Source organism: Methylocystis sp. B8 (genome assembly GCF_005771425.1).
GTDB lineage: Bacteria > Pseudomonadota > Alphaproteobacteria > Rhizobiales > Beijerinckiaceae > Methylocystis.
Genome location: NZ_VBTZ01000002.1, coordinates 46,422 through 70,968 on the forward strand (window position 1 = coordinate 46,422; position 24,547 = coordinate 70,968).

At 62.4% G+C, this 24,547-nt stretch carries 24 protein-coding genes and 1 tRNA gene; 6 read left to right on the forward strand and 19 right to left on the reverse strand.

The window, feature by feature from the left end; genetic code table 11:
* Window positions 1-10: 10 nt before the first annotated feature.
* Genes FEV16_RS05085 through FEV16_RS05100 form a run of 4 tightly spaced genes read right to left on the reverse strand, consistent with a single transcriptional unit; the run spans window position 11 to window position 3,442 of the window.
* Entirely contained in the window at window positions 11-589 is a 579-nt protein-coding gene (locus tag FEV16_RS05085; protein ID WP_138166565.1) for a hypothetical protein, read from the reverse strand.
* Window positions 580-1,416, reverse strand: coding sequence for a DUF692 domain-containing protein (locus tag FEV16_RS05090; RefSeq protein WP_138166566.1), 837 nt, complete (start codon window positions 1,414-1,416; stop codon window positions 580-582). Before FEV16_RS05090 ends, FEV16_RS05085 begins: the two co-directional genes overlap by 10 nt.
* A complete protein-coding gene (locus tag FEV16_RS05095; protein ID WP_138166567.1) occupies window positions 1,403-2,320 on the reverse strand; it encodes a TIGR04222 domain-containing membrane protein in 918 nt (305 codons plus the stop codon). Before FEV16_RS05095 ends, FEV16_RS05090 begins: the two co-directional genes overlap by 14 nt.
* Before the next feature lie 9 nt (window positions 2,321-2,329).
* Window positions 2,330-3,442: a COX15/CtaA family protein gene (locus FEV16_RS05100; protein ID WP_138166568.1), complete on the reverse strand. Its 1,113-nt coding sequence runs from the start codon at window positions 3,440-3,442 to the stop codon at window positions 2,330-2,332.
* Between the two features lie 161 nt (window positions 3,443-3,603).
* Between FEV16_RS05100 and FEV16_RS05105 the strand changes: the two genes are divergently transcribed.
* From FEV16_RS05105 to FEV16_RS05120, 3 genes are all read left to right on the forward strand, one after another.
* Entirely contained in the window at window positions 3,604-4,203 is a 600-nt protein-coding gene (locus FEV16_RS05105) for a MerR family transcriptional regulator (RefSeq protein ID WP_138166569.1), read from the forward strand.
* Between the two features lie 47 nt (window positions 4,204-4,250).
* Window positions 4,251-4,328, forward strand: a tRNA-Pro gene (locus tag FEV16_RS05110).
* Window positions 4,329-5,548: 1,220 nt separating this feature from the next.
* Window positions 5,549-5,848 carry an antibiotic biosynthesis monooxygenase gene (locus FEV16_RS05120; RefSeq protein WP_138166854.1) on the forward strand — a complete coding sequence of 100 codons (300 nt, stop codon included), beginning with the start codon at window positions 5,549-5,551 and terminating at the stop codon, window positions 5,846-5,848.
* A 149-nt stretch (window positions 5,849-5,997) separates the two neighbouring features.
* On the opposite strand, the gene smbP is transcribed toward FEV16_RS05120, so the two are convergent.
* Complete coding sequence (gene smbP / locus FEV16_RS05125) at window positions 5,998-6,351, reverse strand: small metal-binding protein SmbP (protein WP_138166570.1); 354 nt, start codon at window positions 6,349-6,351, stop codon at window positions 5,998-6,000.
* Window positions 6,352-6,535: 184 nt separating this feature from the next.
* A complete protein-coding gene (locus FEV16_RS05130; protein WP_138166571.1) occupies window positions 6,536-7,225 on the reverse strand; it encodes a type 1 glutamine amidotransferase domain-containing protein in 690 nt (229 codons plus the stop codon).
* 956 nt (window positions 7,226-8,181) lie between these two features.
* On the opposite strand from FEV16_RS05130, the gene FEV16_RS05135 reads away from it, so the two are divergent.
* Window positions 8,182-9,357, forward strand: coding sequence for an amidase (locus FEV16_RS05135; RefSeq protein ID WP_138166572.1), 1,176 nt, complete (start codon window positions 8,182-8,184; stop codon window positions 9,355-9,357).
* A gap of 151 nt (window positions 9,358-9,508) precedes the next feature.
* Here FEV16_RS05135 and FEV16_RS05140 read toward each other — a convergent pair whose 3' ends face one another.
* From FEV16_RS05140 to FEV16_RS05165, 6 genes are all read right to left on the reverse strand, one after another.
* The gene (locus FEV16_RS05140; RefSeq protein WP_138166573.1) at window positions 9,509-9,949 is read right to left on the reverse strand and encodes an arsenate reductase ArsC; all 441 of its coding nucleotides are present in this window, start codon (window positions 9,947-9,949) and stop codon (window positions 9,509-9,511) included.
* 15 nt (window positions 9,950-9,964) lie between these two features.
* A complete protein-coding gene (locus FEV16_RS05145) occupies window positions 9,965-11,389 on the reverse strand; it encodes a hypothetical protein (RefSeq protein ID WP_138166574.1) in 1,425 nt (474 codons plus the stop codon).
* Between the two features lie 84 nt (window positions 11,390-11,473).
* A complete protein-coding gene (locus FEV16_RS05150; protein ID WP_138166575.1) occupies window positions 11,474-11,953 on the reverse strand; it encodes a UPF0262 family protein in 480 nt (159 codons plus the stop codon).
* 3 nt (window positions 11,954-11,956) lie between these two features.
* Window positions 11,957-13,258 (reverse strand): histidinol dehydrogenase, encoded by a 1,302-nt coding sequence (gene hisD / locus FEV16_RS05155; protein WP_138166576.1) that lies wholly within the window; start codon window positions 13,256-13,258, stop codon window positions 11,957-11,959.
* 27 nt (window positions 13,259-13,285) lie between these two features.
* Complete coding sequence (locus FEV16_RS05160) at window positions 13,286-13,777, reverse strand: DUF2948 family protein (protein WP_138166577.1); 492 nt, start codon at window positions 13,775-13,777, stop codon at window positions 13,286-13,288.
* 261 nt (window positions 13,778-14,038) lie between these two features.
* The gene (locus tag FEV16_RS05165; protein ID WP_138166578.1) at window positions 14,039-15,331 is read right to left on the reverse strand and encodes an adenylosuccinate synthase; all 1,293 of its coding nucleotides are present in this window, start codon (window positions 15,329-15,331) and stop codon (window positions 14,039-14,041) included.
* Window positions 15,332-15,502: 171 nt separating this feature from the next.
* On the opposite strand from FEV16_RS05165, the gene FEV16_RS05170 reads away from it, so the two are divergent.
* A complete protein-coding gene (locus FEV16_RS05170; protein WP_138166579.1) occupies window positions 15,503-15,976 on the forward strand; it encodes a DUF2892 domain-containing protein in 474 nt (157 codons plus the stop codon).
* Between the two features lie 71 nt (window positions 15,977-16,047).
* Here the strand turns inward: FEV16_RS05170 and rlmH are convergent, their stop codons facing one another.
* From rlmH to FEV16_RS05190, 4 genes are all read right to left on the reverse strand, one after another.
* Window positions 16,048-16,527, reverse strand: coding sequence for a 23S rRNA (pseudouridine(1915)-N(3))-methyltransferase RlmH (rlmH, locus tag FEV16_RS05175; RefSeq protein ID WP_138166580.1), 480 nt, complete (start codon window positions 16,525-16,527; stop codon window positions 16,048-16,050).
* A 61-nt stretch (window positions 16,528-16,588) separates the two neighbouring features.
* Window positions 16,589-17,017: a ribosome silencing factor gene (gene rsfS, locus FEV16_RS05180; protein WP_138166581.1), complete on the reverse strand. Its 429-nt coding sequence runs from the start codon at window positions 17,015-17,017 to the stop codon at window positions 16,589-16,591.
* A 424-nt stretch (window positions 17,018-17,441) separates the two neighbouring features.
* Window positions 17,442-18,413 carry a quinone oxidoreductase gene (locus FEV16_RS05185; RefSeq protein ID WP_138166582.1) on the reverse strand — a complete coding sequence of 324 codons (972 nt, stop codon included), beginning with the start codon at window positions 18,411-18,413 and terminating at the stop codon, window positions 17,442-17,444.
* Window positions 18,406-19,119 (reverse strand): phosphatidylcholine synthase, encoded by a 714-nt coding sequence (locus tag FEV16_RS05190; RefSeq protein ID WP_138166583.1) that lies wholly within the window; start codon window positions 19,117-19,119, stop codon window positions 18,406-18,408. Before FEV16_RS05190 ends, FEV16_RS05185 begins: the two co-directional genes overlap by 8 nt.
* Window positions 19,120-19,242: 123 nt before the next feature.
* On the opposite strand from FEV16_RS05190, the gene FEV16_RS05195 reads away from it, so the two are divergent.
* Window positions 19,243-20,520, forward strand: a complete 1,278-nt coding sequence (locus FEV16_RS05195) for an FAD-dependent monooxygenase (RefSeq protein ID WP_138166584.1) — start codon at window positions 19,243-19,245, stop codon at window positions 20,518-20,520.
* A gap of 34 nt (window positions 20,521-20,554) precedes the next feature.
* Here FEV16_RS05195 and FEV16_RS05200 read toward each other — a convergent pair whose 3' ends face one another.
* From FEV16_RS05200 to FEV16_RS05210, 3 genes are all read right to left on the reverse strand, one after another.
* A complete protein-coding gene (locus FEV16_RS05200; protein ID WP_138166585.1) occupies window positions 20,555-21,061 on the reverse strand; it encodes an Hsp20/alpha crystallin family protein in 507 nt (168 codons plus the stop codon).
* A gap of 96 nt (window positions 21,062-21,157) precedes the next feature.
* A complete protein-coding gene (putA, locus tag FEV16_RS05205) occupies window positions 21,158-24,274 on the reverse strand; it encodes a bifunctional proline dehydrogenase/L-glutamate gamma-semialdehyde dehydrogenase PutA (protein WP_138166586.1) in 3,117 nt (1,038 codons plus the stop codon).
* A gap of 34 nt (window positions 24,275-24,308) precedes the next feature.
* Window positions 24,309-24,524 carry a hypothetical protein gene (locus FEV16_RS05210; protein ID WP_138166587.1) on the reverse strand — a complete coding sequence of 72 codons (216 nt, stop codon included), beginning with the start codon at window positions 24,522-24,524 and terminating at the stop codon, window positions 24,309-24,311.
* Between the last annotated feature and the right edge of the window lie 23 nt (window positions 24,525-24,547).

Here is a 24,547-nt window from a genome sequence, read left to right on the forward strand (position 1 = left end):
GGAACCCGCTCTAAAGCCCGAGCAGCCGCCAGCGCAGCCTGCCTCGAGGCGGGCGCACCCAAACGCCGAAGGTTTTCTTGCGAACGGCATTGACCTCTTCGCCTCTGGCGAGAGCGTTGGCGACTGAGGCGACGTCGAAGTCGAACCGTCGGAAAAAAAGCGTTGCGCCGGAACGTCCCGCATCGATGAAGGCGAGCTCGAAACGCGCGAGATCGGCAAGCCAAGGCGGCTCCAGCCGCCGGCAGGCAATACGCGTGTCGATGAGCGCGGCGAACGCCGCGGCGTCTGTGCGATGTTTCTTGTCTCGTGCGACGCCGCGGATCGTCTCGCGCAGAAGCGGGTTGAATCGATCTCCCAATGCCTGCGCGGTGAGTGGCAGCGCTTTGCGCGCATAGAGCGCGCGCTTGCCAATCAGGCTCTGCGCAAAGGCTTCCATTTCGCGCCGATCGATCGAAACGAGGCTCTGCGTTTCATGCATGCTTAGACCGAACCGCGGCGCCACGGCGATCGGCGACTCGAAAAATTCGCGGCGTAAATCTTCGTCGGTGAAGAGGCGCGCCAACAGCGCCTGCGTCTCAGCTAACGCCATCGTCCGTTCTCGACCATCGTCATGCGCGCCCGCGCCACTTCGTCAATTAATTCGCTGAACGGCGGAATCCTTTCATCCCGCTCCAGAACGACGGCTTTGACCGGCGCGTGCGCGACGACGCGATCATGGAGCGTCCAAACCGCTTCGCTCGTCGCAGCATCATGGCTATCGATCAGCACGCCATTGCGCTCGCGTCCTCCCGCGTAATGCATTTGCACGAGCCTGTCCCAGGGCCAGCATTCGAACTCACCTTCGGGGCCCATGCCGAAATTCATCGCATTCACATGCATGTTGGCGACGTCGCACAGCCATCCGCAACCTGTCGCTTCCAGCGTCCGCGACAGAAATTCAGGCTCGTCCATCTCGCCGCCAGGAATGCGCACGACGCAAGTGATGTTTTCCAGGATCAGCGGCGTCTTGATGCGCCTGCGCACGAATTCAACGTTGCGCGCGACGACGTCGATCGCTTCCTGCGTATAAGGCAGCGACGCCAGATGGCCGATACACACGCCGCCAGCGCGCGTGAAGCACAAATGCTCGCTCCACCAGGGCGGATCGATGCGCTCGATCAGCGCCGCCACTTTATCGAGATAACGGGAATCAACGCCCTCTGCGCTACCGATCGACAGATCGAGCCCATGCGCAACGAGTGGAAAATGCGATTTTAGAAGCTCGAGCTCGTCGAGCTTTTCTTTCGATGCGTCGAGATAATGATCGGCGATGATCTCAACGAAATCGATTTGATCCCGATGAGCGAAGAGATCGGCGCGAAATTGCGGGCGATAACCGATACCCGATCCGAGAGCCGGCGCGTCAATCGCCGCCACCGCTCGCTCCGCCGTCGCCGCAACTGCCGCCGCAACTCGTTCCGCAATCGGAGCCAGCGCTTCCCGAGCCGCGGCTGAAAGCTTCGGCGAACATCGCCTCAGTCGTGCCTTTAAGCGGCGAGAATCCGTAGAGGCCAATGAGAAACAGCGCGGCGCCGCCGAAGGCGCGCGCCTCCGGTCCGGGCGACCCAATGTGACCGATCGCTTCCTTCAAACGGCCGCCGTAGGCAAGCCGCATCGCTTCGAGATAGGCGTGGCCGCGACGGCTCGCATGCGTTCTCGTCAGCACATAGGCGAGCGCAAAAAGAACGGCGGCGGACGCAGCGGCGAGAAAGACGAGGTAGGCGACGTTCGCCGAACCCTTCTCCCATTCGACATAGATCTTCGCAAGCGCCAGACCGACGATGATCAGCATTCCACCGATCTGCGCGCGGCGGCGCCAGATCTTCATGGACTGAGGCTTGATCAGCTCCTCCTCCGCGAGTTTGGCGCGGAGCGGCGCAATCAACTCCAGTAACCGCCGCCGCAGGCTGTGATCTTCGAAGAGCTTATGCGCCTTCGGCTTCGCCTGCACAGCTTCGAGCAGGCGCGTTTCCATAGCGTTCAGCTCGCCCGGCTGCGGCTGCTTTTCTGTGGGGACAACGTGATCCTCAGGGGCAAGAGCGACGAAGCCGCGCTGCGCAAGATCATAGACCAGCGTTCGAATGACCTGATTGACCCCGCCTTGCAGGAAGGCGACCTCCATCGCATCCGGGTTCTGCGGCACAGGCGGCGGCGGACGGCGGTCCGTACGGTCCGCGAGGCGGATGCAGAGATAAGCCCCCGCCAGCACGATGATGACGACGAGGCCGAAGAAATTGAGAAATTCTGGCCCGGGAAGATTGAGGAGAGGAATATTCTGCACGCCGTCGCCTTAGTGCGTAACCATGTCTTGCGCAAGGCGTCGAGCCTGCAGGGTCGCAACCGCCAAGACCGCCATGCCGATCGCCTGATGCGCGAGCGCTAGCGCCAAATGCGGCGTGCCGGCGAAAGGCGGCTCGACCAGCACCAATGTTGCGATTCCAAGCGCGATCTGCATGAGCACATGGCCGAACAGGATCCCGGCGCCGCGTCGCGCGCGCCCTTCCGCGTTCATCCATGCATCCAGAAGATGCGCCAGCGCCAAAGCAAAGATCACATAGGCGATCATGCGGTGAAAGAATTGAACAGTGACAGGATTATCGACGAGGTTCTTCCAGACAGGCTCCAATCGCCACAAGACGTCGGCCGGCGGGATGAATGCGCCGTCCATCAGCGGCCAGGTGTTGTCGATGAGCCCCGCCCGCAATCCGGCGACGAGGCCGCCGGCGAAAATCTGCAGGAAAACGAAAGCGAGGATCGTCAGCGCCACGGCCTTCAATCTGCCTGCGCCCTCATGCACGAGAGAGACGGCGCGCGGGCCCAAGCCGCCAGCCACCCATAAACAGGCGGAAAAGATCAATGCCGCAAGCAACAGATGAATCGCGAGGCGCTCCTGCGCCACCTCGATGCGATTGACGAGTCCGGAGGCGACCATCCACCAGCCGACGCCCCCCTGAAGGGCGCCGAGCGCAAGAACGCCGAGAAGCTTCGGCTTCACCGGGCGCGGCAGGCGGCCAGTCGCCCAAAACCAGACGAGCGGAACCGCGAAAACGACGCCGATCAGGCGTCCGAGAAGGCGGTGCGCCCATTCCCAGGCGTAGATGTATTTGAACCCGGAGAGATCCATGTCCGGGAACAGTTCCTTATACTGCGGGATCTGCTTGTATTCTTCGAACGCCTCCTGCCACTCCTGCTGCGAGAGCGGCGGGAGCACGCCGGTAACCGGCTTCCACTGCACGATGGAGAGGCCTGATTCGGTCAGCCGTGTCGCGCCGCCGACGATGACCATGAGAAAGACCAGCGCCGCGACGACCCACAGCCAATTGCGCACCGCGATCGCGTTCGCTTCGGTCGCGTGGTGCCTAATTGCCGGGACTGGATGGGGAAAGTGCAGCCAATCTTCCATGAGACGCCGGGGGTTGGGACGCGGAGGACGGCGGCCAGTTAAGGGATGCGGCCATCGCTTGTCCACACCTTGGAGCCGGCGCTCTAACCGAGGCCCGATTTTGGGCTGAAAAGAGCGACGCAGCGGATGTAAGAATAGAGTCGCTTGAGTCGAGGAATCAGGTGACGGGCAAGAGCGAGGAAGCCATGCGCACCATCGGCGAGGTCGCGGAGAGCCTCGACCTTCCCGCGCATGTGCTGCGCTTCTGGGAGACCCGATTTCGGCAGATCAACCCCTTAAAACGCGCGGGCGGGCGGCGCTTTTATCGGCAGCGCGACATCGACCTCGTGGCCGCGATCCGCCACCTGCTCTACCAGGAAGGCTATACGATCAAGGGCGTGCAGCGCATCCTCAAGGAGGACGGCGTCGAGGCTGTCCTCGCCGGCGCAGGCCGTCGCCAGGGAGAGCTCCCGATAGGCGAGCCGCCCCTCCCGCTCGGCGCAAGAGGCGGTTGGGAGCCGATCGAGCCGGCCGACGACGAAGAAGACGAAACTGACGAGGCGTTATCAGCCGACGACCCCGCTCTGCGCGCGGACCGTCCCGATCCCGTGGAAAGGCGACCTCGCGACACGGCCCCGTTCGTCGAGATTGATGCGCCTCTCGAATCGCCTGCGGTCCGTATCGAGCGGCGCGAACGCGCCAAGCAGCAGGCGCGCATCCTGCGCGAGGTTCTGGCTGAGCTCGAAGAATGCAAGCGTCTGCTCAAGCTGACCAAACGGTAGCGGCCGGCGTTGCCAGCGCCGCGCCGCGTCACTATAACGGCGCCAGTCGGAGTGTAGCGCAGCCCGGTTAGCGCACTTGTCTGGGGGACAAGGGGTCGTGGGTTCGAATCCCGCCACTCCGACCATTTTCAAAAATAAAATCAGTTAGTTGATATCGCAAAAGACAAGGGGCTTTTGGCTTCCCTTTCATAGATTCACTACGGGTTCAAACATACTCTGCATATGTGCCCGGCCCGCCAACTCGACGAGTCGCAACGCGCCATGGTGGCGGCGCGCTTGGCTAACCGCGCCTGCCAGCACTATGGGGTCGCGCCCTTCGAAGCGATCGGCCCGCGCCAGCTTCGTCCTTATCGACGTTCCGAAGACGCGGCGCTTCGTCTGTCGGGAATGCGGCGCCAGGGAAGTGCCTGTCATACCGGATTGGCCGGTGCGTTGTGAGTATAGCTAATGCAGTTGAAGCCCGATGTTGGCGGAGCGCAGGAGCTTACGGCATGCGACTCCATCCTCCCCCGCAAGTCCCGCTCGTCCCTGCCGCTGCGGATCCGCAAGAGCGCCGAGTCCATCGCTCGTGCGCTCGCCGAATGACGCTGGAAGCGAGCTCAGCATTCATGCCGGGTTCACCGGCTAATTCGCATCGTCGTGCAATGCGCAGCTTAGGAGCTCACTCACATGCGGAATACCAAACCTATCTTCATTTCTTTCGCTCTCGCCGGCTGCTTCGCGACCACCGTCCCCGCGTTCGCATTGCCGACTACGCAATCGCCAGCCACGGATGCGCAAATTGAGTTTGCCAGCGGCGGTCTTCAGCGCTGCTGGATAGTGGAGACCCCATGGGGACCGCAGCGTCGCTGCCGCGGCGGTGGTTGGGGAGGTTACGAGGGCCGGGGCGGTTATGGGGGTCATGACGGCAATGGCGGCTGGGGCGGCGGTTATGGGGGCTGGAGTGGCGGCGGGTATGGCTATCGACGACACGGCGACTGGGACGATCGAGACTAAGCGCGAATTCTCTTCTCACCCCGATTCCAAATTACACCCTGGGCGAGTCTAGCGACTAATGGGAAGGCGCTCGCCTATGTCTATTTCGATGACGAACGTCGCGCCGCAGGGCTGTCAAAGCGCCTTTCGAGCGCCGACGCCAAGGCCGGCGCGCAGGCGATCGCGCGGGCGCTGACGGCGGAAAGAGACGACGGCAGGCTCGCGAGTCCTGCACAAGGCGCCGATTGAAGGCGTGGCGAGACCGGCATGGCGGCAGCGCACGGGCCGAGTGTCCGATCATGCCGTCGTGGAAAATACGCCGTCCAATGCGATCTATGGATCGGGGGGCGCAAATCCCAAAGAGGGCGCGATGATAAAATTTGGCATCTTGGCGACGCTGGAAGCGAAGACCGGGAAGGAGCACGAGGTTGCAGCATTCTTGAAGTCGGCGCTGCCGCTCGTTGAAGCTGAGCCGGGCACCGTGTCATGGTTCGCAATCCGGATTTCGCCCACCATTTTCGGCATTTTCGACGTCTTCAACGACGAAGCCGGTAGAGACGCACATCTTGCCGGGGAGGTCGCGAAAGCGCTTATGGCAAAGGCGCCGGAGATCTTCTCAGAGTCGCCGAAAATCGAGAAAGTTGACGTGCTGGCGTCAAAGCTTGGCTGAAAAAGCAAAAACGCCCCGCCGTAGTAGCATCCACGGTCGGGGCGTTCTCATGCGACGGAGGTGGGCGCCGACTCTGTAGGACAAGGGGTCGTGGGTACGAAATCCCGCCACTCCGACCATTGAAGCGTGGGTTCAGTTAGCCGGCAGGCTCACCCCGCCGCCTGAAGTTGCGCCAGCGCTTTCTTCGCCAACGATGCGCCTCTACGCGAATATTTCAGCAAGTGCGTCCCATACGCCACCTTGCGCGCCCGGCGCAGATAACCGATCGCCCGTTTGACATGCCGATTGGCCTGCGCCTTTTGCGCCATCACCGCATGATCGATCGCATTGTCGATGTGTTCGACAAAAGACGAGCTATGAGCCGGCTCCTCGCCATAGGGGATGGCCTTATTAATTTCGGCTATGGCCTCGGCGATATGGTCTTCGGCAAGCGCAGTGCTGGGGACAACAAGGGCGGCGAGCGCGGTACCGATTGAAGCGCGCAGGAATACACGTCTATCCATGGTGCTCTCCTATCACTTTCGACAAAACCGCCAGGGTCGGTGCGGCCTGGCTTACATCGAGCTACCTAGCGCCTAGCCGTGATCGCGACAGGGCTGAAGCAGCGCAGAGTCGCACATGGCATTTCAGCCTGTCCTTGTAAAAGCGCGCGGACCGAACTGCCGCGCCCCTCAAACAGCGCCGGCGCTAGTGCGCCTTCGTGTTCAACGCGTCGATCAGGACGTGGGCCGCAGGCCCTGAAGAGGCCGGGTTCTGGCCGGTAATCAGCAAGCCGTCAGTCGTGACGAAGGGGCGCCAGTCTCCAGCCTTCTCGAACTTGGCGCCTTCTGACGTCAACGCGTCTTCGACCAGGAAGGGAACAACCTTGGTGAGCCCGACCGCGGCTTCCTCGCTATTGGTGAAACCAGTAACCTTCTTGCCTTCGACGAGCGGCCGCCCTTCGGGCGTCTTGACGTTACGGAGCGCGCCAGGGGCGTGACAGACCAGCGCGATGGGCTTGCCGGCGGCCAAAAACGCTTCGATCAGTTTAATCGAGTTCGGGTTCTCAGGGAGGTCCCACATCGGACCGTGTCCGCCAGGGTAGAATACGGTGTCGAAGTCCGCGGCTTTAACGCTGTCCAAACGCAGCGTCGAAGCGAGCTGAGCGTTCGCGGCGGCGTCGGCTTCGAACCGGCGCGTAAGATCGGTCTGAAAATTCGGCTCGTTGCTTTTTGGATCAAGCGGTGGCTGGCCGCCCTTAGGCGAGGCAAGGACGATTTCCGCGCCCGCGTCTTTAAACGCATAGTAAGGCGCCGCCAGCTCCTCAAGCCAAAACCCGGTCTTGCGGCCGGTGTCGCCGAGCTGATCATGCGACGTGAGGACCATCAGGACTTTCATCGCTGTCTCCTTTGCTTGCGAGTGCGTTGCGAATGCGATCAACGCAGCGCTGCCACAAATCGATCTGATCGAAACTCGCGCGAAGCCTTACGAGGCATAGAGGTCACAGGCCAGGATCGCCTCCAGACGGCGCGCCAATGGCGCCGCTCATGTCCGCTCGGCTTTTTGAAGGTTTATCGCCGCTCAACACGTGGCGATAACCAGATCGTGACGCGCATGTTCCGATCAGGCGAAACGCCTCTGCGACGCTATCGCTAAAGAGACGACGCTGCACGACGTCAAATCGAATACGCATTGTCGTTCGGCGGAGCCGCTCTAACTAGCATGCCGCTCTGCAATGTCGCGAGGCGTTAATGTCTCCCCAGCGAGATTATGGCCGGGTAGCTGAGGCGCTGCTGATCGTCTCCATGTTGGCGACGGTCAACGCCACCCTGTTCACCGTCATTTATCGGATGCTGCGGTAGCAGAACACGCTGGCGCCATTCCAAACCAGACGAACGTGAGCTGCCTCTGCAAATGCGTAGGCGCGACATCGCGCAAGCCGCCTTGCCGGCGAACGGCAGCCCCAGACCTATTACAGATTTTTTGTTGGTGGTTTGCTTTCGGCTTCCACGCTTTCGGCCCCCACCATAGGGCTGATGATCGCAAGCCGCTGATAGTTTAGAGGCGATTGAGCACGCGCGGCCTATCGCGTGTACCAGACGTAGATGATGGAAAAGGCCAGAGCCAGCGCAAAGCCAATCATCGCATTGCGCAGAAAGCCGCCGCCGAATTCATCCATCTCGCTTCTCCACTGTGCGCCGCCGCGAACACTCTGGCGTAGGCCCATGGATTGCGCAACAGCCGGACCGCCCGCCACGCATTTCGTCTTGCCACATTCTTGGTTATATTCTTGCTCAGGCGCAATTTTGTTCCCGCCGCGCCCGCCGACTCTAGAGCTAAGGAAGGATGCCGCGATGAAAGTCGATCTCGGCGCGCTCTCCGTCGTTCTCAATCAGAGCTCGGAAACGCCGGGACCCTTGTCCGGCGCGACCTTCGTGGTCAAGGAGAACATCGACGTTGCAGGGCACGTGTCGACGAACGGACACCCGACTTGGGCGAAGACTCACAGCTCCGCCGAGCGCAACGCGCCAGTTGTCGATCGCTTACTTGGTGCAGGCGCGCGGCTCGTCGGCAAGACGCATATGGACGAGATGGCCTATAGCCTCCTCGGAGCCAATCCGCATTACGGGACGCCGATCAATCCGGCCGCACAGGATCGGCATCCCGGCGGCTCGTCATCAGGCTCGGCGGTCGCCGTCGCCGCCGGACAAGTGAATTTCGCCATCGGCACCGACACCGCCGGCTCCTGCCGCGCGCCGGCCGCCTTTTGCGGGATTTTCGGCTTTCGCGCGTCGCACGGCGCAGTTCCGATGGATGGAATAATCCCGCTTGCGCCATCCTTCGACGCGATCGGCTGGTTCGCCCGCGACATCGACGTCATGGCGTCAGTCGGCGAGGCCTTGTTGCCGAAAACGAAGAAGAACGCGAAGGTCGAAGAAGCCGTTCTTCTTACTGACGCCTTCTCCGGCGTCGAAATGGATTTCGCGTCGGCGGCGGCGCAGCCGATCGACGCCTTAAAGTCGTTCGGCCCCTGGCGCGAAGCGACGCTCGGCGAGGATTTCTTCAAGACGGCGCTAGGCCATTTCCGCAACATGCAGGCCTTTGAGGCCTGGGCGTCGCATGGCGCTTGGATCACAGCGAACAGCCCGACCTTCGGCAAGGGCGTCGAGCAACGCTTTGCCTATGCGGCCAAAGTCACCGCAGATCAAAAGAAGGCCGCCGAGGCCTTCCGCGACGAAGCGCGCAAGAAAATTGACGCCATCCTTGGCGCAAATGGCTTCATCGTATCGCCGACGACGCCATTCCGGTCGCCGCTGCTCGCCGAAAGCGAAGAGACGCTTGACGCCAAGCGTTATCAGATGATGCGCCTCTTTCTCATCGCAAGCTTTTTCGGCCTGCCGCAGATCAGCCTCCCGCTGCCGACGACGGAAGCGCCGGTCGCGCTCTCCTTGATCGGCCGCCGCGGCTCGGATCGCGCGCTGATCGCCTTCGCGCAGCGGTTCTGCGCACAGATGAAGAAATCGCTTTGAGTTTTCCCTGTTGTGGACAGCGGGTCATCATTCCCGGCAGTCCGAAGGACTGACCGGGACTCCAGAGCATATGTCTATTGCAATTCTGGATTCCCGATCACGCTTCGCGCGTCGGGAATGGCATGGGGTAGCGCAAGAGATGCGGCTTTACTCACCCGCTCGGCTGCGGACCATGACCGAGCAAATCATTGATGCGCCCGGTCAGCCGCTGGCGCACGTCGCGATAGGCGTCGAGAATGGCTTCGCGCGAGCCTTGGACAGCTGTGGCGTCGGGCGTCGGCCAATAGACGACATCAACGGCCATCGCGCGCGTGAATTCCAGCGCCCTGTGATGGGCTTCAGGCGACAGCGTCACGATCAGATCGAAGTTTGAATCTTCGAGATCTTCGAAAGTGTGCGGCTTGTGCCCAGAAATGTCGACGCCGATTTCGTCCATAGCCGCTATCGCGAATGGATCGGGCGCGCCGCGCTTCAGTCCGGCCGAAGCAAAATAAATTTCGCGGCCGAAATAGTGCCGCGCGATCGCCTCGGCCATTGGCGATCGGACAGTATTCAGCGTGCAGGCGAAGAGTATCGACTGTGGTCGCGCCACGTTGCTAACGCGTCTTCATAGCTGGCTTGACGCCGATTGCCGGTCCCGTTCAATGAACGCCGCAATCTTTTTCGTCTGTTCAGTGAAGAGTTGCAGCTCGCTGATGTCGAGTGGTTCGCTCAGGCGCTGCATCAGCAGCAGATCGCGGCCCTCCGAGAAAGCCGGCGCCAGACCACAAAAGAAAAATCCCAGCCTGCGCGCGCTATCAACGAGGAGCGGCAAGCCAGGATCTTCGAGATGCGCTGAAAGCTGCACTGTTCGCGCGCCGAGCGCTTCGACGTCGCTCATTGCCTGCGCAAGCTCCACGGCGGCATTTGATCCGGTCCTCTCAAAACGAATCCTGCCATAGCCTCCAGCGTTGACGGCGATGCTCGTCATCGACCGCGTCTCTGTCGGCGTCCTGCCGCCGCTCGTTGAAACGCTGACGCCGAGGCTGTCATATGTTGACGAAATGACATCGCGATATTCATTCGGCGCCACGATCTCGTATGTTCGCGCAGATTTCAGGAATTTGAACGTCAGGAGGAAACTCTGGCGCTGTCCGGCCGTCGGCACGGGCAAATCTTTAGAATGCAGCGTCTCAGGCGCCGCGCCGAGTAGGATGGCGCAGGTCGGCATGCCGGCGCGCTCGTCGTTACGTTGCGAAAATGTGTGAGTGGTGACAGGCTCGGCGTAGATTCCGACGAGGCCGAGTTTGACGGCCTCGTCGGTCAGCCGCTCGGTCATGCGCTCCAGAAGATGACGTCCGCGGTAAGACGGCAGCACGACCGCTTCGCCACGTTCGGCGATCATGGCCCCCGGGTCGCGTTCAAGCGCGACATGTCCGATGACTTCGCCGCGCGCATCGCGGCTCACCATCGGAATTAATTCTCCGTTCTCGACTTTCCGCCAATAGCGGTGCGGCGAGAAGACTTCCCGGTGAACGTAATTATGTCCATAGACGGCGAGGAAGCAGCGCGCGATCGCCGCAGAATCGCTCTGCTGAGGCGCGTCGATCTGCACGGACTCTGTCGGCGCAGCCTCTTCAGCGACCGCTCTTTCAACTCCGGTCGATTCGCGAGAAGGCTCAAGAGCGCGATGGAGCGTGACCTCCCAGCCATCGACGCCGCGCTCGCGATAGGACAGACCGGCGCCCCGTAGCAGATGCGCGCCAAGCGAAGGAAGAATGGCGGAAAATCGGGAATGGCCGTTCAGCAGAATTTTCGCGCGCACTTCGCCTTTGGGCGACGAGAGAAGTACCGTGGCGTGTTCGGGCGCCGCGTCCGACTGGCAGAGAACTCGCCAAATTTGCTCGGCGTCGCTAGCGATCAGGCTCGCAATCGCTGCAGGAACCTTTTCGACAAGCGACGCTTCGCGCACGAAGGCGCGCAGTAGTTCGCCGCTGTCCGCTTCCGTCGACAGCCGCAGTTCGGCGAAGTGATCCGTATTGCCTTTGCCCATGCGACGAATCCCATAATGACAAATGCGACGTGACTCAGCGCCACGCAACGCGGCGCTTCATCATTGCCGCGCTAAGCATTGCGTTCAGCCTTTCCAATGCAGCGCCGTGATCAACGTGAAGAGGCGGCGCGCCGTGTCCTGATCCGTGTCGACTTTTCCTTTCAGGCGTTCAAGGAGAAGCTGCGCGCCTTCGTTGTGAAGACCGCGACGGCCCATGTCGATCGCTTCGATTCTGCTCGGCGTCGCGTGACGGATGGCCGCGTAATAGCTTTCGCAGATCATGAAATAGTCTTTGAGAATGCGTCTGAAAGGCGTCAGCGAGAGAATATGCGTGACGAGACAGACGCCCTCAGGATCGCAGATCTTAAAGACGAGCTTGGCGTCGACGAGCGAAATCAGCAGTGCATATGGTCCGCCATCGTGACCGACAAGCGAAAAGCTGTTTTCCTCGATAAGATCGTAAATCGCAATCGCGCGCTCATGCTCCTGATCGGCCGAACCGCGTCCGATCGAATTTTCATCGAGCGTGACGGAGATTAGCCGCTTCGACTCGTTTGAGTCCACGCCTCACGCCCCGAGCTGATTGAGGCGGATCGACACCGAGCGCGCATGAGCCTGCAAACCTTCGGCGTCCCCGAGCGTCACGGCGGCGGCGCCGATGGCGCGCAGCGAATCTGCGTCGCATTTTAAAATCGACGTGCGCTTGACGAAATCGAGCACGCTTAAGCCCGACGAGAAGCGCGCCGAACGCGCCGTCGGCAGCACATGGTTCGAGCCGCCGACATAATCGCCAACAGCTTCCGGCGTGTAGGCGCCGATAAAGATCGCGCCGGCGTTCGAAACGCGCGCGGCAAGGCCCTCAGCGTCCTCGCTTATGATTTCGAGATGTTCGGCGGCGATGCGATTCGCGAGCGGAACGGCGTCGGAGAGCGACTTCACGACGATCGTCGCGCCATAGTCGCGCCAAGAGGCGCCAGCGATCTCTTTGCGCGAAAGCGTCGAGAGATGGCGTTCGACGGCGGCGACCACCGCATCGGCGAGCGCCGAATCGTCGGTGATGAGGATCGACTGGGCGGATTCATCATGCTCAGCCTGCGCGAGCAGATCGGCGGCGATCCAGTCGGGGTTTGCGGTCGCGTCGGCGAGGACCAGAACTTCGGAGGGTCCGGCGATCATGTCGATGCCGACCTGTCCGAAGACGCGGCGCTTCGCCGCCGCCACCCAGGCATTTCCCGGCCCAACGATCTTGGCGACAGGCGCAATCGTCTTCGTGCCATAGGCGAGCGCCGCCACCGCCTGCGCGCCGCCGACACGGTAGATTTCGTCGATGCCGGAGCGTTTGGCGGCGGCAAGCACCAGCGGCTCCACATGTCCGCCGGGCGTCGGAACCACCATGACGATGCGCTTCACGCCGGCGACCTTCGCCGGCACGACATTCATCAGCACTGAAGAGGGATAGGCGGCGGTGCCGCCGGGCACATAGAGCCCCACCGAATCGAGCGGCGTCCAGCGCCAGCCGAGTTCGACGCCGGCGGCGTCGCGAAAGCGCAAATCCTGCGGCCTCTGCCGTTCGTGAAAGGCGGTGATGCGCTCGAGCGCGAGATCGAGCGCCGCAAGCTGCTCGGCCGAACATTTGGCTTCCGCCGCGGCGACCTCCTCGCGCGAGACGGCGATGCCGGTTTCCTCAAGATCGATGCGGTCGAAGCGTTTGGAATAATCGACAAGGGCCGCATCCCCGCGGGCGACGACGTCCTCGATGATGCCGCGAACGGTCGCATCGACGTCCTGCGACGTCTCCCGCTTCATAGCGAGCAATGACGCGAAACGCTTTTCAAAATCGGGCGCCGCGGCGTCCAAACGCAGGGTCATGATCCTCTCCAGCCGGAAGTCCGGCTGTCATGGCCCTCGGCGAGCGTCCTCGTCAAGTTCGCCGCTGAAATCATGGATCGGCCGGGCGGCGACCTTCCAACGCGGGCCCATGTCGCAAAGTTGCGCCTCGACACATTCAACCTCCAGCGCGATCGACGCGCCGCCGGCGAAATAGAGCCGGATGACGCCCGACGGCGGTTCCGCGTCGGGTTCGAAAGTGACTGCGAGCAGTTCGAGGATGGCGTCCGGCTGGTCGCGGGCGACGCGCTGGCAGCGTACGCGCTGAACGCCCTCGAAATGGAGGCCGCAGCGGCAGCGCTCCAGACGTCCGTCAAGCTCGGCGGCCCAGTCGAAACGCGATCCGACCATGGCGAAACGGCGCTTGTCGGGAATAAAGGCGATGTCGCCGACGCGCACCAGAGCGTCCTGCAGATGCGCCGACAGGAGCGAAAGGTCCTCGCTGTCGAGCGCATGCAGGCGCAAGGCGGGCGCGCTACAAGGCCGGCTGGGTGGCTCCATATCCTCTCCTCCTTCGCCCGATATGGCGAAGGGCGCCGGGGGACGCAACCCTATGTGCGGCGGCAGCGGCAATGTGGCCAGCGACCGTTCTATCTCCTGACCGCAGCCCTCGTCCTTCGAGACGCCGCTTTCAGCGGCTCCTCAGGATGAGGACTGCTTGAGGGGGCAAAAGCTTCGTTGCGAATACAGGGCAGCCCAGCAAACAAAGGCCTTCACCCTGAAAAGCGCGCGCAGCGCGCGTCTCGCACCGAGTGAACTGCCTCAATCCTGAAACGGATTATGCACGAGGATCGTGTCAGCGCGTTCGGGGCTCGTCGAGAGCAACGCCACGGGCGCCTCGATCAGCTCCTCGACGCGGCGGACATATTTGATCGCCTGCGCCGGCAGATGCGCCCAAGAACGCGCGCCGCTCGTCGATTCCTTCCAGCCAGGAAAGCTCTCATAGACAGGCTGCACCCGCGACTGCGCCGCCTGCGAAGCCGGCAGCCGCTCGATGCGCTTATCGTCGAGCGTGTAATGCGTGCAGATTTTGATTTCGTCGAAACCATCGAGAATATCGAGCTTCGTCAGCGCGACGCCATTGATGCCAGACGTCTTCACCGCCTGACGCGTCAGCACCGCGTCGAACCAGCCGCAACGGCGCCGCCGTCCGGTGTTGGTGCCGAACTCGCGACCGCGGTCGCCGATCAATTGGCCGATCTCGTCATGAAGCTCGGTAGGGAACGGGCCGCCGCCGACGCGCGTCGTATAAGCCTTGGCGATGCCGAGCACATAGCCGATGGCGCCGGGGCCGAGCCCGGAGCCGCTCGCCGCCGACGCCGCGACGGTGTTCGACGACGTCACGTAAGGATAGGTGCCGTGATCGACATCAAGCAGCACGCCTTGTGCGCCCTCGAAGAGGATGCGCTTGCCGGCGCGGCGATTGTCTTCGAGCAGCTCCCACACCGCGTCCATGAACGGCAGGATACGCGGGGCGACGGATAGCAGCTCCTCGCGCAAGAAGCTGGCGTTGACTTCGGGCAGGCCAAGGCCGCGCCGCAGCGGATTGTGATGGGCGAGCACGCGCACAATCTTATCGTCGAGCCGATCAGGCTCGGCGAGGTCCATAAGCCGAATTGAGCGGCGGCCGACCTTGTCCTCATAGGCTGGGCCGATGCCACGCTTGGTCGTGCCGATCTTGGCGCCGGCGCCCGCCTCCTCGCGATGCGCGTCGAGTTCGCGATGCAGCGAAAGGATCAGCGGGGCGTTTTCCGCGATCTTGAGATTCATCGGCGAAATCTCGACGCCCTGCTCCCGCAGACGGTCGATCTCGCCGACGAGAAAATGCGGGTCGACGACGACGCCATTGCCGATGACAGAGAGCTTGCCCGGCCGCACGATGCCGGAAGGCAGCAACGCGAGCTTATAGGTCACGCCGTCGATAACGAGCGTGTGCCCAGCGTTATGTCCGCCCTGAAAGCGCACGACGACATCGGCCTCAAGCGACAGCCAGTCGACGATTTTGCCCTTGCCCTCGTCGCCCCATTGGGCGCCGACCACCGCCACATTCGCCATGGCCGAATCTCGATCTCCAAACAGAAAAAGCCCCGCGCGGTAACGCAGGGCTCGTTACCGCCAGGGTTTAGCGCATGAGGCCGGGACGGTAAAGGCCCGGCCAGCGGCCGCGGCAAACAGGAACTTCAAGCCGACTTAGCAGTTGGAAAACAGCAAGGGGAGGTTGGATCAATGCCGACTACGGCCGCTCGCGTTCCACAAAATAGGGATGAGGACATCAACCGCGCCATCCGCAAGGAAGCTCAGGCGCGGCTTGCCCATTTCGCCAAGCATCCCGAGAAAATCGACGATCGCCTGGATGAGCTTGACCGCGAATGGGACATCGAGCGGGCGCTCGAAGCCAACGCCTCCTCTGTGGCGCTCGTCGGTCTTACGCTCGGCCTCACCGCGGATCGCCGCTGGCTGGCGTTGCCGGTATTGGTGAGCGGCTTCCTTCTACAGCACGCCATACAGGGCTGGTGTCCGCCTCTTCCGCTCTTGCGCCGATTGGGATTCCGAACCGCGGAAGAAATCGGCCAGGAGCGCAATGCGCTCAAGGCGCTGCGCGGCGATTTCGACAAGGTGAAAAAGGCCGGCAACAGAGTGCACGAAGCGGCCCGCGCGGCTGGCCTCGGCTGCGATACGCACGGGCGCACGGCGCATTAGAATTTATCCCCACTCTGCCAGACAAGAATATTATCCGTCTGCGCCGTCGCTTACATGCGCACGGCAATCGCTCAGGCCTTGTGGTAAGGATGGCCAGACAAGATCGTCATCGCGCGGTAAATCTGCTCAGCGGCGAGAATGCGCGCCAGCTGATGCGGCAATGTCATTGCGCCGAATGAGAAGATCGCGGTCGCTCGCGCGCGTACGCTTTCATCGAGGCCTTCGGCGCCGCCGATTGCAAACCGGAGCGCCTTGCAGCCCTTGTCGCGTTCGGAGGCGATGAATTGCGCAAAGGCGACGCTCGTCGCCGCCCTGCCCCGCTCGTCAAAAGCCGCAAGACGCGAGTCGGCCGGCAGCGCCGCGAGCAGTTCCGCGCCTTCGCGCGACGCGCGCTCAGCCGCGGAAGCGGCTTTGCTCTCGTCAATCTCCTTGAGCTCCAAGCCTTCGAGGCCCAGCCGTTGGAAGGCGCCGATACGCTCGGCGTAGCGCGCGTAAAGCTCTCGCTCAGGGCCGGCTTTGAGCCGGCCGACGCAAATCAGTCCGAGTTTCATCCAGCGCCAGTCGAAACAGAACCGAGACAAGCGATCCAAAAGGAACGCCCGTCAGTTCCCGTCAGACCAAGCGAATTTCCACCGGACGGTCGCCGCCCCACATCTTTTCGAGATTGTAGAACTGGCGCACCTCGGGACGGAAAATATGGACGATGACGTCGCCGGCGTCGATCAGCACCCAGTCGCACTGGGACAGGCCTTCGACACGCGGCGCAATGACGCCCGCGGCCTTCAGGGCCTTGATCGCTTTGTCGGCGATGGCGCCGACATGCACGGTCGAACGGCCCGTCGCGATGATCATGTCATCGGCGAGAGCAGTTTTTCCGCGCAGATCGATGGAGACGATGTCCTCGGCCTTCGTTTCGTCCAGGCTGGCGAGAACCTTTTGCACGATTGAACCGGTCAGGGGCGCGCCTGCGCCAATTTCCGGCCGGAGCGGACTAAGTCCCGCCCCCGGATGAACACCTGTCGACAGCGTTGCAACCCTCATGCTTCGCGGCCCAAAGCCCGCGAGAGAGCCGGCCGCCACGCAAGGATGGGGCTCTTCGCAAAAAATTGCAATAGAAACTACAGTGTTGCCGACCATGGCTTAAGAAAAAAACCCGGCTCGGGCGCCGGGTTTTGGAAGGCGGTTCGGGCTAATCGAGAGGCGGGAGGAACCTCAAAGCCGGAACATGCAAAGCATAATCGATTTGCGCCGAAAGCGTAGGACGAAATTGTCGAGGTTCGTTCGGGCGCGACGAAAAAGCGGGGAAAAGCTGCTAAATCGAGCCCCCGAGACCCTAGGAGAGACGCAAGATCCGGCCAAATTAACAAAGCCTTGCGACACGACTCATCCCGCTAGTTGTGAAATTGCAACACAAGTCAAGTTTGTTGCTGAAGCGCTGCTTTTCACTCGCTACATTGTGGCGAAATCACGGAATTAGGACCATGGAGCCGCTGGTGGCGCGTGATTCGAGCGCGGCATGCACCTTGGCCACATCGGCGAGCGGAAACTGCGCCGGTTCCGCGAGGTCCACGTAGCCCTGCTTCACCGCATGGACGAGATCGTCCACCATTTCCTCATAGTCACGCCGACGCGCTATATGGGTGAAAAGCGACGGCCGGGTCGCGTAAAGCGAACCCTTCAGCGCCAGAAGGCCGATGTCGAAAGCCGCGATCGGACCAGAGGCTGAGCCGAAGCTCGCGAACATGCCAAATGGCTTCAGACAATCGAGCGAGGCTGGAAACGTCGCGCGTCCGACGCCGTCATAGACCACGTCGCACAGTTTGCCTTTGGTGAAGTCCCGCACGCGTTCGACGAAGTTTTCCTCCCGATAGAGGATCGTGTGCTTGGCGCCCGCGTCCTCCGCGATCTTGGCCTTTTCAGCGGAACCAACGGTCGCGATGACTTTCGCGCCGAGCGCATTGGCCCATTGGCACAGGATCTGTCCGACGCCGCCGGCGCCGGCATGGACAAGGACGCGATGGCCTTTCTTCACCTTGAAGGTCCGGCGAAGCAGATATTGCGCGGTGAGGCCTTTCAGCATCATCACCGCGCCCTGCTCGTAGCTGAAAGATTTCGGCAGATGAATCACCGAGTCGGCTGCGATGTTGCGCGCTTCCGAATAGCCGCCGAGCGCGCCGACATAGGCGACCCGATCTCCGACTTTGAAGGACTTCACATTCTCGCCGGCCGCGATGACGTCGCCGGCGCCTTCATGTCCGGGGATGAACGGATATTCGGCCGGATAAGCGCCGGTGCGGCGGTAGATGTCAATGTAATTGACGCCAATGGCGCGCTGACGGATCTGCACCTCGCCGAGCGCGGGCGCGGGAAGATCGACGTCCTCCAAAACGAGCGCTTCCGGTCCGCCAGGCTGATGTACACGAATGGCCCTAACCATTGAGCTCTCCTTTCGCGATCGCGCCGCCCTCGCGAAAAAGCGGCAAAGCCAGAAAATAGCATCCTGCCGCCACCAGAACGGCCTTTACGGCAAAGGAGGCCGCTGCGAGATCCTGCATGACCGCCGCCATTGCCGCCGCCGCCCAGATGGCGGTGACGGCGATCGTCACGAGGCGGAGCCGCTTGACGCGCAGCGGATGAATAAAGACGACCGGAACGAACATGAAAGCCGTCGCAGACAAAACGACCGCGAGGCTCGCATTCGCCGGAAGCCGCAAGACAAGAAGATAGAACACGACGACGTTCCAGAGCGCCGGGAATCCGCGAAACCAATAATCACGCGTCTTCATGCGCCGATCGGCGAAATAGAGCGCCGAACAGGCGCAGACCACTGCGCAAACAGGTCCGGCGAGCACCGGCTCGATAAGGCCTGAACGCCATAGCGCCGCGAGCGGCGTGACCACATAATTGAGAAAATCGACGACAAGGTCGAGCGCGACGCCGTCAATGAAAGGCGCCGTTTCGGTCACTTTGAGACGCCGCGCCAGCGTTCCGTCGACGGCGTCGATGATGAGCGCAACGCCGAGCCAGGCGAACATCGCCGCGAAACGGCCTTCCGCCGCAAGGAATAACGCAACTAGGCCGAGCGCCGCGCCGCTCGCCGTGAAGAGGTGGACGGAAAGGCCGATGAGGCGAGAAGACGTCACGAGGGCGGCCGGAGAGTGGAGCAATGGGGGGTGGAGACTACACCGCCGCTCGCGCCAGACCAAAGCGCCCTGCTCGCGCTCTGAAGCGTCTGCCGCTATAACAGGCGGAGGAGACCCGCTGAGATGGAAACGGCGCAAGAAAACAGCAGATCAGAAATTCTCGTCGCCGGCGCCGGGTCGACCGGCCTCGCTGCGGCGCTGGCCTTCGCGCGCGCAGGATTCAAAACGACGCTCGCCGGCCGGATTCCGCCGCCGCTGCCAGGCCGCACCGTCGCCTTGTTTGAAGCTTCCATCCGATTTCTCGACGCCGTCGGCGCGCTAGAACGAGTCAAGGCGCAGGGTTGCCCGGTCGAAGCGATCCACATGGTGGACGACACCGATCAGTTTCTGCCGGTGCCGGAACTCAGCCTGCGCGCCCGTGAAATTGGCCTGTCGGCGCTTGGCGTCAATGTGTCCAATGACGAACTCGTCGCCATTCTGCTGGATCTCTGTCGCAGTCGACCCGAAATCGAGATCGTCGACGCCGACATTGCGGATTACGAATTCAACAGCGACAGCGCCGTCGCCATTCTCGCCGACGGGCGGCGCCTGAAAGCGGATTTCATCGTCGCGGCGGATGGGCGCAACAGCCGCGCGCGCGCCGTCGCCGGAATTGACGTGAAGGAATGGACCTATCCGCAGATGGCGCTGACCATGCTTCTGCGCCACGAATTCCCGCACGAAAATATCTCGACGGAATATCACACGCGCTCAGGGCCATTTACGCTTGTGCCGCTGCCTGCGCGGCAAGACGCGCCATATCGTTCGAGCCTCGTCTGGCTGATGAGCGTCGCTGAGGCGCGGCGGCGCCTCGCCAAGCCGCGCGAGGAGCTCGAATATGAAATCGAGGATTACGCCAAGTCGGAACTTGGCGCGATGCGCATCGAGGGCGACATCGGTCAGTTCCGCATGGGCGGCATGCAGGTGTCGAAACATGCGACGGGGCGCCTCGCGCTGGTCGGCGAAACCTGTCACATCTTTCCGCCGATTGGCGCGCAAGGGTTGAATTTGAGCCTGCGCGACGTCGCCGACCTTGAGGACTGCCTCGCGAGCGTCGATCTCAAGAATTCGCGCGAGTTGTCGCGCGCGCTCGCGCGCTATGACCGTCACAGACGCGCCGACATCGGCTTCAGGACGCATGGCGTCGACTTGCTGAACCGGTCGCTCATCATTCCCTATCTGCCGCTCGATTTACTGCGGGGCGCGGGTTTCATCGCCATGGCGGCGCTCGGTCCGCTGCGGCGCGCCGTTATCCGCGAGGGCGTGCTGCCGCACCTCGTGTTGCCGCGGCTAATGCAGCGGCCGGCGCATAGACAAGAAATCGCCGGCGCTCCGCAGCGGCGCGCCGGCTGGCGATCTTAAACGAGAAGCGATTGGCGTCGCGAATAACGCGGCGCTACTTCGCGCTGATTTCGATCTTCTTTTCTTCTTTCTTGGCTTCGGTCGTTTTGGGCAGCGTGATTTTCAGCACGCCCTTTTCGAAATCCGCCGTGATCTTGTCCTGGTCGACGCCTTCGGGAACCCTAAAGGCGCGCCGGAATGAGCCGTATCGGCGCTCCGAACAATAGTAGCCTTCCTTCTTTTCTTCCTTTTCTTCGTTCTTCTCGCCCGAAATCGACAACACGCCGTTCGAAAGCTTCACGTCGACGCTCTTTTCATCGAGTCCCGGCAGTTCGGCAGTGATCTCGTACCCGCCGTCCTTTTCGACGAAATCGACCGGCGGGCTCGCCGGCCACTGCGACATCAGCCGCTCGAAGGGTTGGAAATCGGCGAGGCCTCGGCGCGACGGAAAGTCGTCAAACAGACGATCGAACTGACGACGGAAGGATTCGAGAGGATGCCAATCGAAAATGCCGGGGCTCTGTGCGGATTGCTTGGTTGGCAGTTTGCTTTCTTCGGCCATGCTGATCTCCCTCGTGAACGGACGATCGCCGAGCACTCGCAAATTCGGCAGCGACGGAGCTGACGATCATTGTGGATTCGTTAGTGACGTGGAGCGTCAGTGGTGTGACTTCAAGGCGCTCCTTTGCGCCAATTTGTCGCGATCAAGCTCGTCGAACTCGCTGAGCGACAACAGTCCGGCGTCCCCGCCAGACGATGCGGTGTTGATCGTCAGCGTCGTCTCATGAAGGAAGCGGAGGAGATAATCCGGCCCGCCCGCCTTAGGCCCAGTGCCGCTTAGGCCAAATCCGCCGAAAGGCTGACTGCCGACGACCGCGCCGATCATATTACGGTTGACATAAATGTTGCCGGCGGGCGCTTCGCGCGACAGCGCGCGGATGCGCTGTTCAATGCGCGTATGCATGCCGAGCGTCAGGCCGTATCCGCCGGCTTCGATGTCCGTGAGCAATTGCGAGAGACCCTCGGCGCGCCAGGTCACGACATGCAACACGGGTCCGAAGATCTCCTCCTGCAAGTCCCGGACTCGATCGAGCCTCACGATATGCGGCGCGACGAATGTTCCTGTCGAAGGCGCAGCGCCGGCGTAGAGGACGCGCCCGGCCGCGCGCTGACGCGACAGATAGGCGTCGAGTTTTTCCTTCGCCTCTGCATCGATCGCCGGACCGACATGCGCGCCGATCTCGCGCGGATCGCCGACGTGCAACTCGCGCGATGCGCCAATCAACGTCTCAAGACATGCGGGCGCGATCTCCTCTTGCAGACATAAGAGCCGCAAGGCGGAGCATCGTTGTCCGGCCGATCGGAAGGCGGAGGTCAGAACATCGTCGACGACCTGTTCGATCAACGCTGTCGAGTCGACGATCATCGCGTTGATGCCGCCTGTTTCGGCGATGAGCGGCGCAATGGGACCTTCCCGCTCGGCGAGCGTGCGGTTGATCCGATGCGCGACTTCGACCGAGCCGGTGAAAACCACGCCCGCCGTCAGCGGGTCGGCGACGAGCGCGGCGCCGATCATTCCGTCGCCAGGAACAAATTGCAGCGCGTTTTTCGGAGCGCCCGCATCGCGCAGGAGTTCAATCGCCATGGCGGCGACAAGCGGCGTCTGCTCGGCGGGCTTGGCGACGACGGCGTTTCCAGCGACGAGCGCGGCGGCGACCTGGCCAATGAAAATCGCGAGCGGGAAATTCCAGGGCGAGATGCAAACAAAGACGCCGCGTCCGTGACGACGCAGGACATTGGCTTCCCCCGTCGGGCCAGGCAGTAGCGTATCGGCGCAGACGATCCGCGCCTGGCCGGCGTAGTAGCGGCAAAGATCGGCCGCTTCGCGAACTTCGGCGAGCGCGTCGTCGAGAGTCTTGCCGCCCTCGCTTTGCAGCAGCGCGATCAGCGGACCGCGCCGCGCCTCGATCAGATCGGCCGCGCGGTCGATTATCTGCACGCGTCTTTCGAACGGCGTACTGGCCCAGGCTGGAAAGGCGCGCGAAGCCGCCGCGATCGCGGCGCGCGCCGCAGCTTCGTCTGCTTCAATGACCTCACCGACCACGGCGCCATCGATCGGCGACAAGACGGGACGCGTCGGAACGCGCGTCTCGACGCTCGGGCGTGCGCAAGGCGAAGGGAAAGGCGCGCGCGTCTCTTGAATCAGCGCCGCAAGGGCGGTGCGATCGCCGAACTCCACGCCTTTCGAATTGGCGCGAAGCGGCAGATAAATTTCGCTCGGCAATGGAAGACGGGGATGGCGCGCGCGACTTGACGCGCCGAGCGCTTCGTAAGGGTCGGCGATAAGCGCGCTTTCCGGCGTATCGGGATCGGCCGCGCGCGCGACGAAAGAGGAATTGGCGCCGTTCTCGATCAAACGCCGCACGAGATAAGCAAGCAAATCTCGGTGCGGACCGACCGGCGCATAGATTCGAACGGCGGCGTCGCTCAGCTCTGCAAGCGACCCATAGAGCGACTCCCCCATGCCGTGCAGGCGCTGAAACTCGAAGTCGCGCCGCCCGCGCGCCATCGTCAGGACGGCGGCGACACTGCGTGCGTTATGCGTGGCGAGCTGGGGGAAGAGACGCGGATACGCGAAGAGCTGCGCCGCGCAGGCGTCGAAATTGAGATCCGTCATCGCTTTGCGGGTGAATACCGGATAGTCGGCGAGGCCACGCTCCTGGGCGCGTTTGATTTCGCTGTCCCAGTAGGCGCCCTTGACGAGCCGCACCATGAAGCGCCTGTGATAAGCATCGGCGAGTGACGCGGCATAGTCGATCACTCCCGGTGCGCGCTTCAGATAGGCCTGCGCCGCGAGTCCGAATCCGTCCCAGCTGGAAAGAGAGGGGTCTTTGACGACGCGCGCGACCACATCGAGGGACAGTTCGAGGCGATCCGCCTCCTCCGCATCGATGGTGAAAGCAAGATCGCGGTCTTTGGCGAGACGCGCCAACTCGAGGACTCGCGGCGGCAATTCCCGCAACACGCGTTCGCGCGAGATCGCCTCGTAGCGCGGATGCAGCGCCGAAAGCTTGATCGAAATTCCGGGGCGGTCCGGCAGGCGCCAGGCCCCAGCCGAGTCGCCGATGGCGCGGATGGCGTGGGCATAGGCTTCGAAATAGCGCTCGGCGTCTTCCGCCGTCCGGGCGCCTTCGCCGAGCATATCGTAGGAGAAGCGCTCTCGCCGCCCATGCGCGCGTCTGATCGCTGCTTCGATCGTTTCGCCGAATACAAAATGGGCGCCCATCAGCCGCATCGCCTGGCGGGCGGCGGTCCGCAGCGCAGGCAAGCCGAGACGGCGGGCGAGATCGGCGACGAGCCCGCGCGGCTCCGTCACGTCGACGATGCGCGCCGAAAATCCCAGCGCAAAGGCGCAGGCCTGAACCAGCAACGCGTCGCTCGACGACTCGTGGTGGGAGAAATCGCCCTCGGCAAGCTTGTCGGCGAGGAGTTGATCGGCCGTAGCGTCGTCGGGAACGCGCAGCAGCGCCTCGGCGAGCGCCATCACCGCCAGACCCTCTCGCGAGGAAAGGGAGAATTCGTGGAGGAAGTCTTCGACGCCGCCGAGCGGATCGCGCCTTGCGCGAATGCCGCGCACGAGCGTCAGCGCAGTTTCTTCGATCGTTCGCAGGGTCGCCACATCCGGACGCGACTTTAGGAAAGCTTCAGCGAAGCTCTCGTCGGGGGGCGCATAAGGCGCCGCAAAAGGCGCCGGCCGATCGTCTATCCGGTTCATTCGTCATGGAATCGACCGCGCCCGCAGGCTTCGATCAAATCTTCTCGCCATCCGCTCCCGGCCGCGCGCAACGCCATTTTGTGACGGTCAGTTGCGGGTGATCGCCGGACCACTGAGCGATATAAGGCATCGCTTGCATCATGCAATTGTTGGTCGAGCCCGTGGCGGATTCCAGAACGATCTTGCGCTCGTCGCAGGCGGCGGGCTGCGCCAGCGTGCATACAGTAAGGATGAGCTCAACGAAATTCATCGCAATCTCCTTGCTAAGCGCCC

Bases quoted from the DNA above. Each gene is read 5' to 3' on its own strand.
- FEV16_RS05085 (WP_138166565.1), bottom strand. From the start codon at position 589: ATGGCGTTAGCTGAGACGCAGGCGCTGTTGGCGCGCCTCTTCACCGAC.
- FEV16_RS05100 (WP_138166568.1), bottom strand. From the start codon at position 3,442: ATGGAAGATTGGCTGCACTTTCCCCATCCAGTCCCGGCAATTAGGCAC.
- FEV16_RS05120 (WP_138166854.1), top strand. From the start codon at position 5,549: ATGATAAAATTTGGCATCTTGGCGACGCTGGAAGCGAAGACCGGGAAG.
- smbP (WP_138166570.1), bottom strand. From the start codon at position 6,351: ATGGATAGACGTGTATTCCTGCGCGCTTCAATCGGTACCGCGCTCGCC.
- FEV16_RS05130 (WP_138166571.1), bottom strand. From the start codon at position 7,225: ATGAAAGTCCTGATGGTCCTCACGTCGCATGATCAGCTCGGCGACACC.
- FEV16_RS05135 (WP_138166572.1), top strand. From the start codon at position 8,182: ATGAAAGTCGATCTCGGCGCGCTCTCCGTCGTTCTCAATCAGAGCTCG.
- FEV16_RS05145 (WP_138166574.1), bottom strand. From the start codon at position 11,389: ATGGGCAAAGGCAATACGGATCACTTCGCCGAACTGCGGCTGTCGACG.
- hisD (WP_138166576.1), bottom strand. From the start codon at position 13,258: ATGACCCTGCGTTTGGACGCCGCGGCGCCCGATTTTGAAAAGCGTTTC.
- FEV16_RS05160 (WP_138166577.1), bottom strand. From the start codon at position 13,777: ATGGAGCCACCCAGCCGGCCTTGTAGCGCGCCCGCCTTGCGCCTGCAT.
- FEV16_RS05165 (WP_138166578.1), bottom strand. From the start codon at position 15,331: ATGGCGAATGTGGCGGTGGTCGGCGCCCAATGGGGCGACGAGGGCAAG.
- FEV16_RS05170 (WP_138166579.1), top strand. From the start codon at position 15,503: ATGCCGACTACGGCCGCTCGCGTTCCACAAAATAGGGATGAGGACATC.
- rlmH (WP_138166580.1), bottom strand. From the start codon at position 16,527: ATGAAACTCGGACTGATTTGCGTCGGCCGGCTCAAAGCCGGCCCTGAG.
- rsfS (WP_138166581.1), bottom strand. From the start codon at position 17,017: ATGAGGGTTGCAACGCTGTCGACAGGTGTTCATCCGGGGGCGGGACTT.
- FEV16_RS05185 (WP_138166582.1), bottom strand. From the start codon at position 18,413: ATGGTTAGGGCCATTCGTGTACATCAGCCTGGCGGACCGGAAGCGCTC.
- FEV16_RS05195 (WP_138166584.1), top strand. From the start codon at position 19,243: ATGGAAACGGCGCAAGAAAACAGCAGATCAGAAATTCTCGTCGCCGGC.
- FEV16_RS05200 (WP_138166585.1), bottom strand. From the start codon at position 21,061: ATGGCCGAAGAAAGCAAACTGCCAACCAAGCAATCCGCACAGAGCCCC.
- putA (WP_138166586.1), bottom strand. From the start codon at position 24,274: ATGAACCGGATAGACGATCGGCCGGCGCCTTTTGCGGCGCCTTATGCG.
- FEV16_RS05210 (WP_138166587.1), bottom strand. From the start codon at position 24,524: ATGAATTTCGTTGAGCTCATCCTTACTGTATGCACGCTGGCGCAGCCC.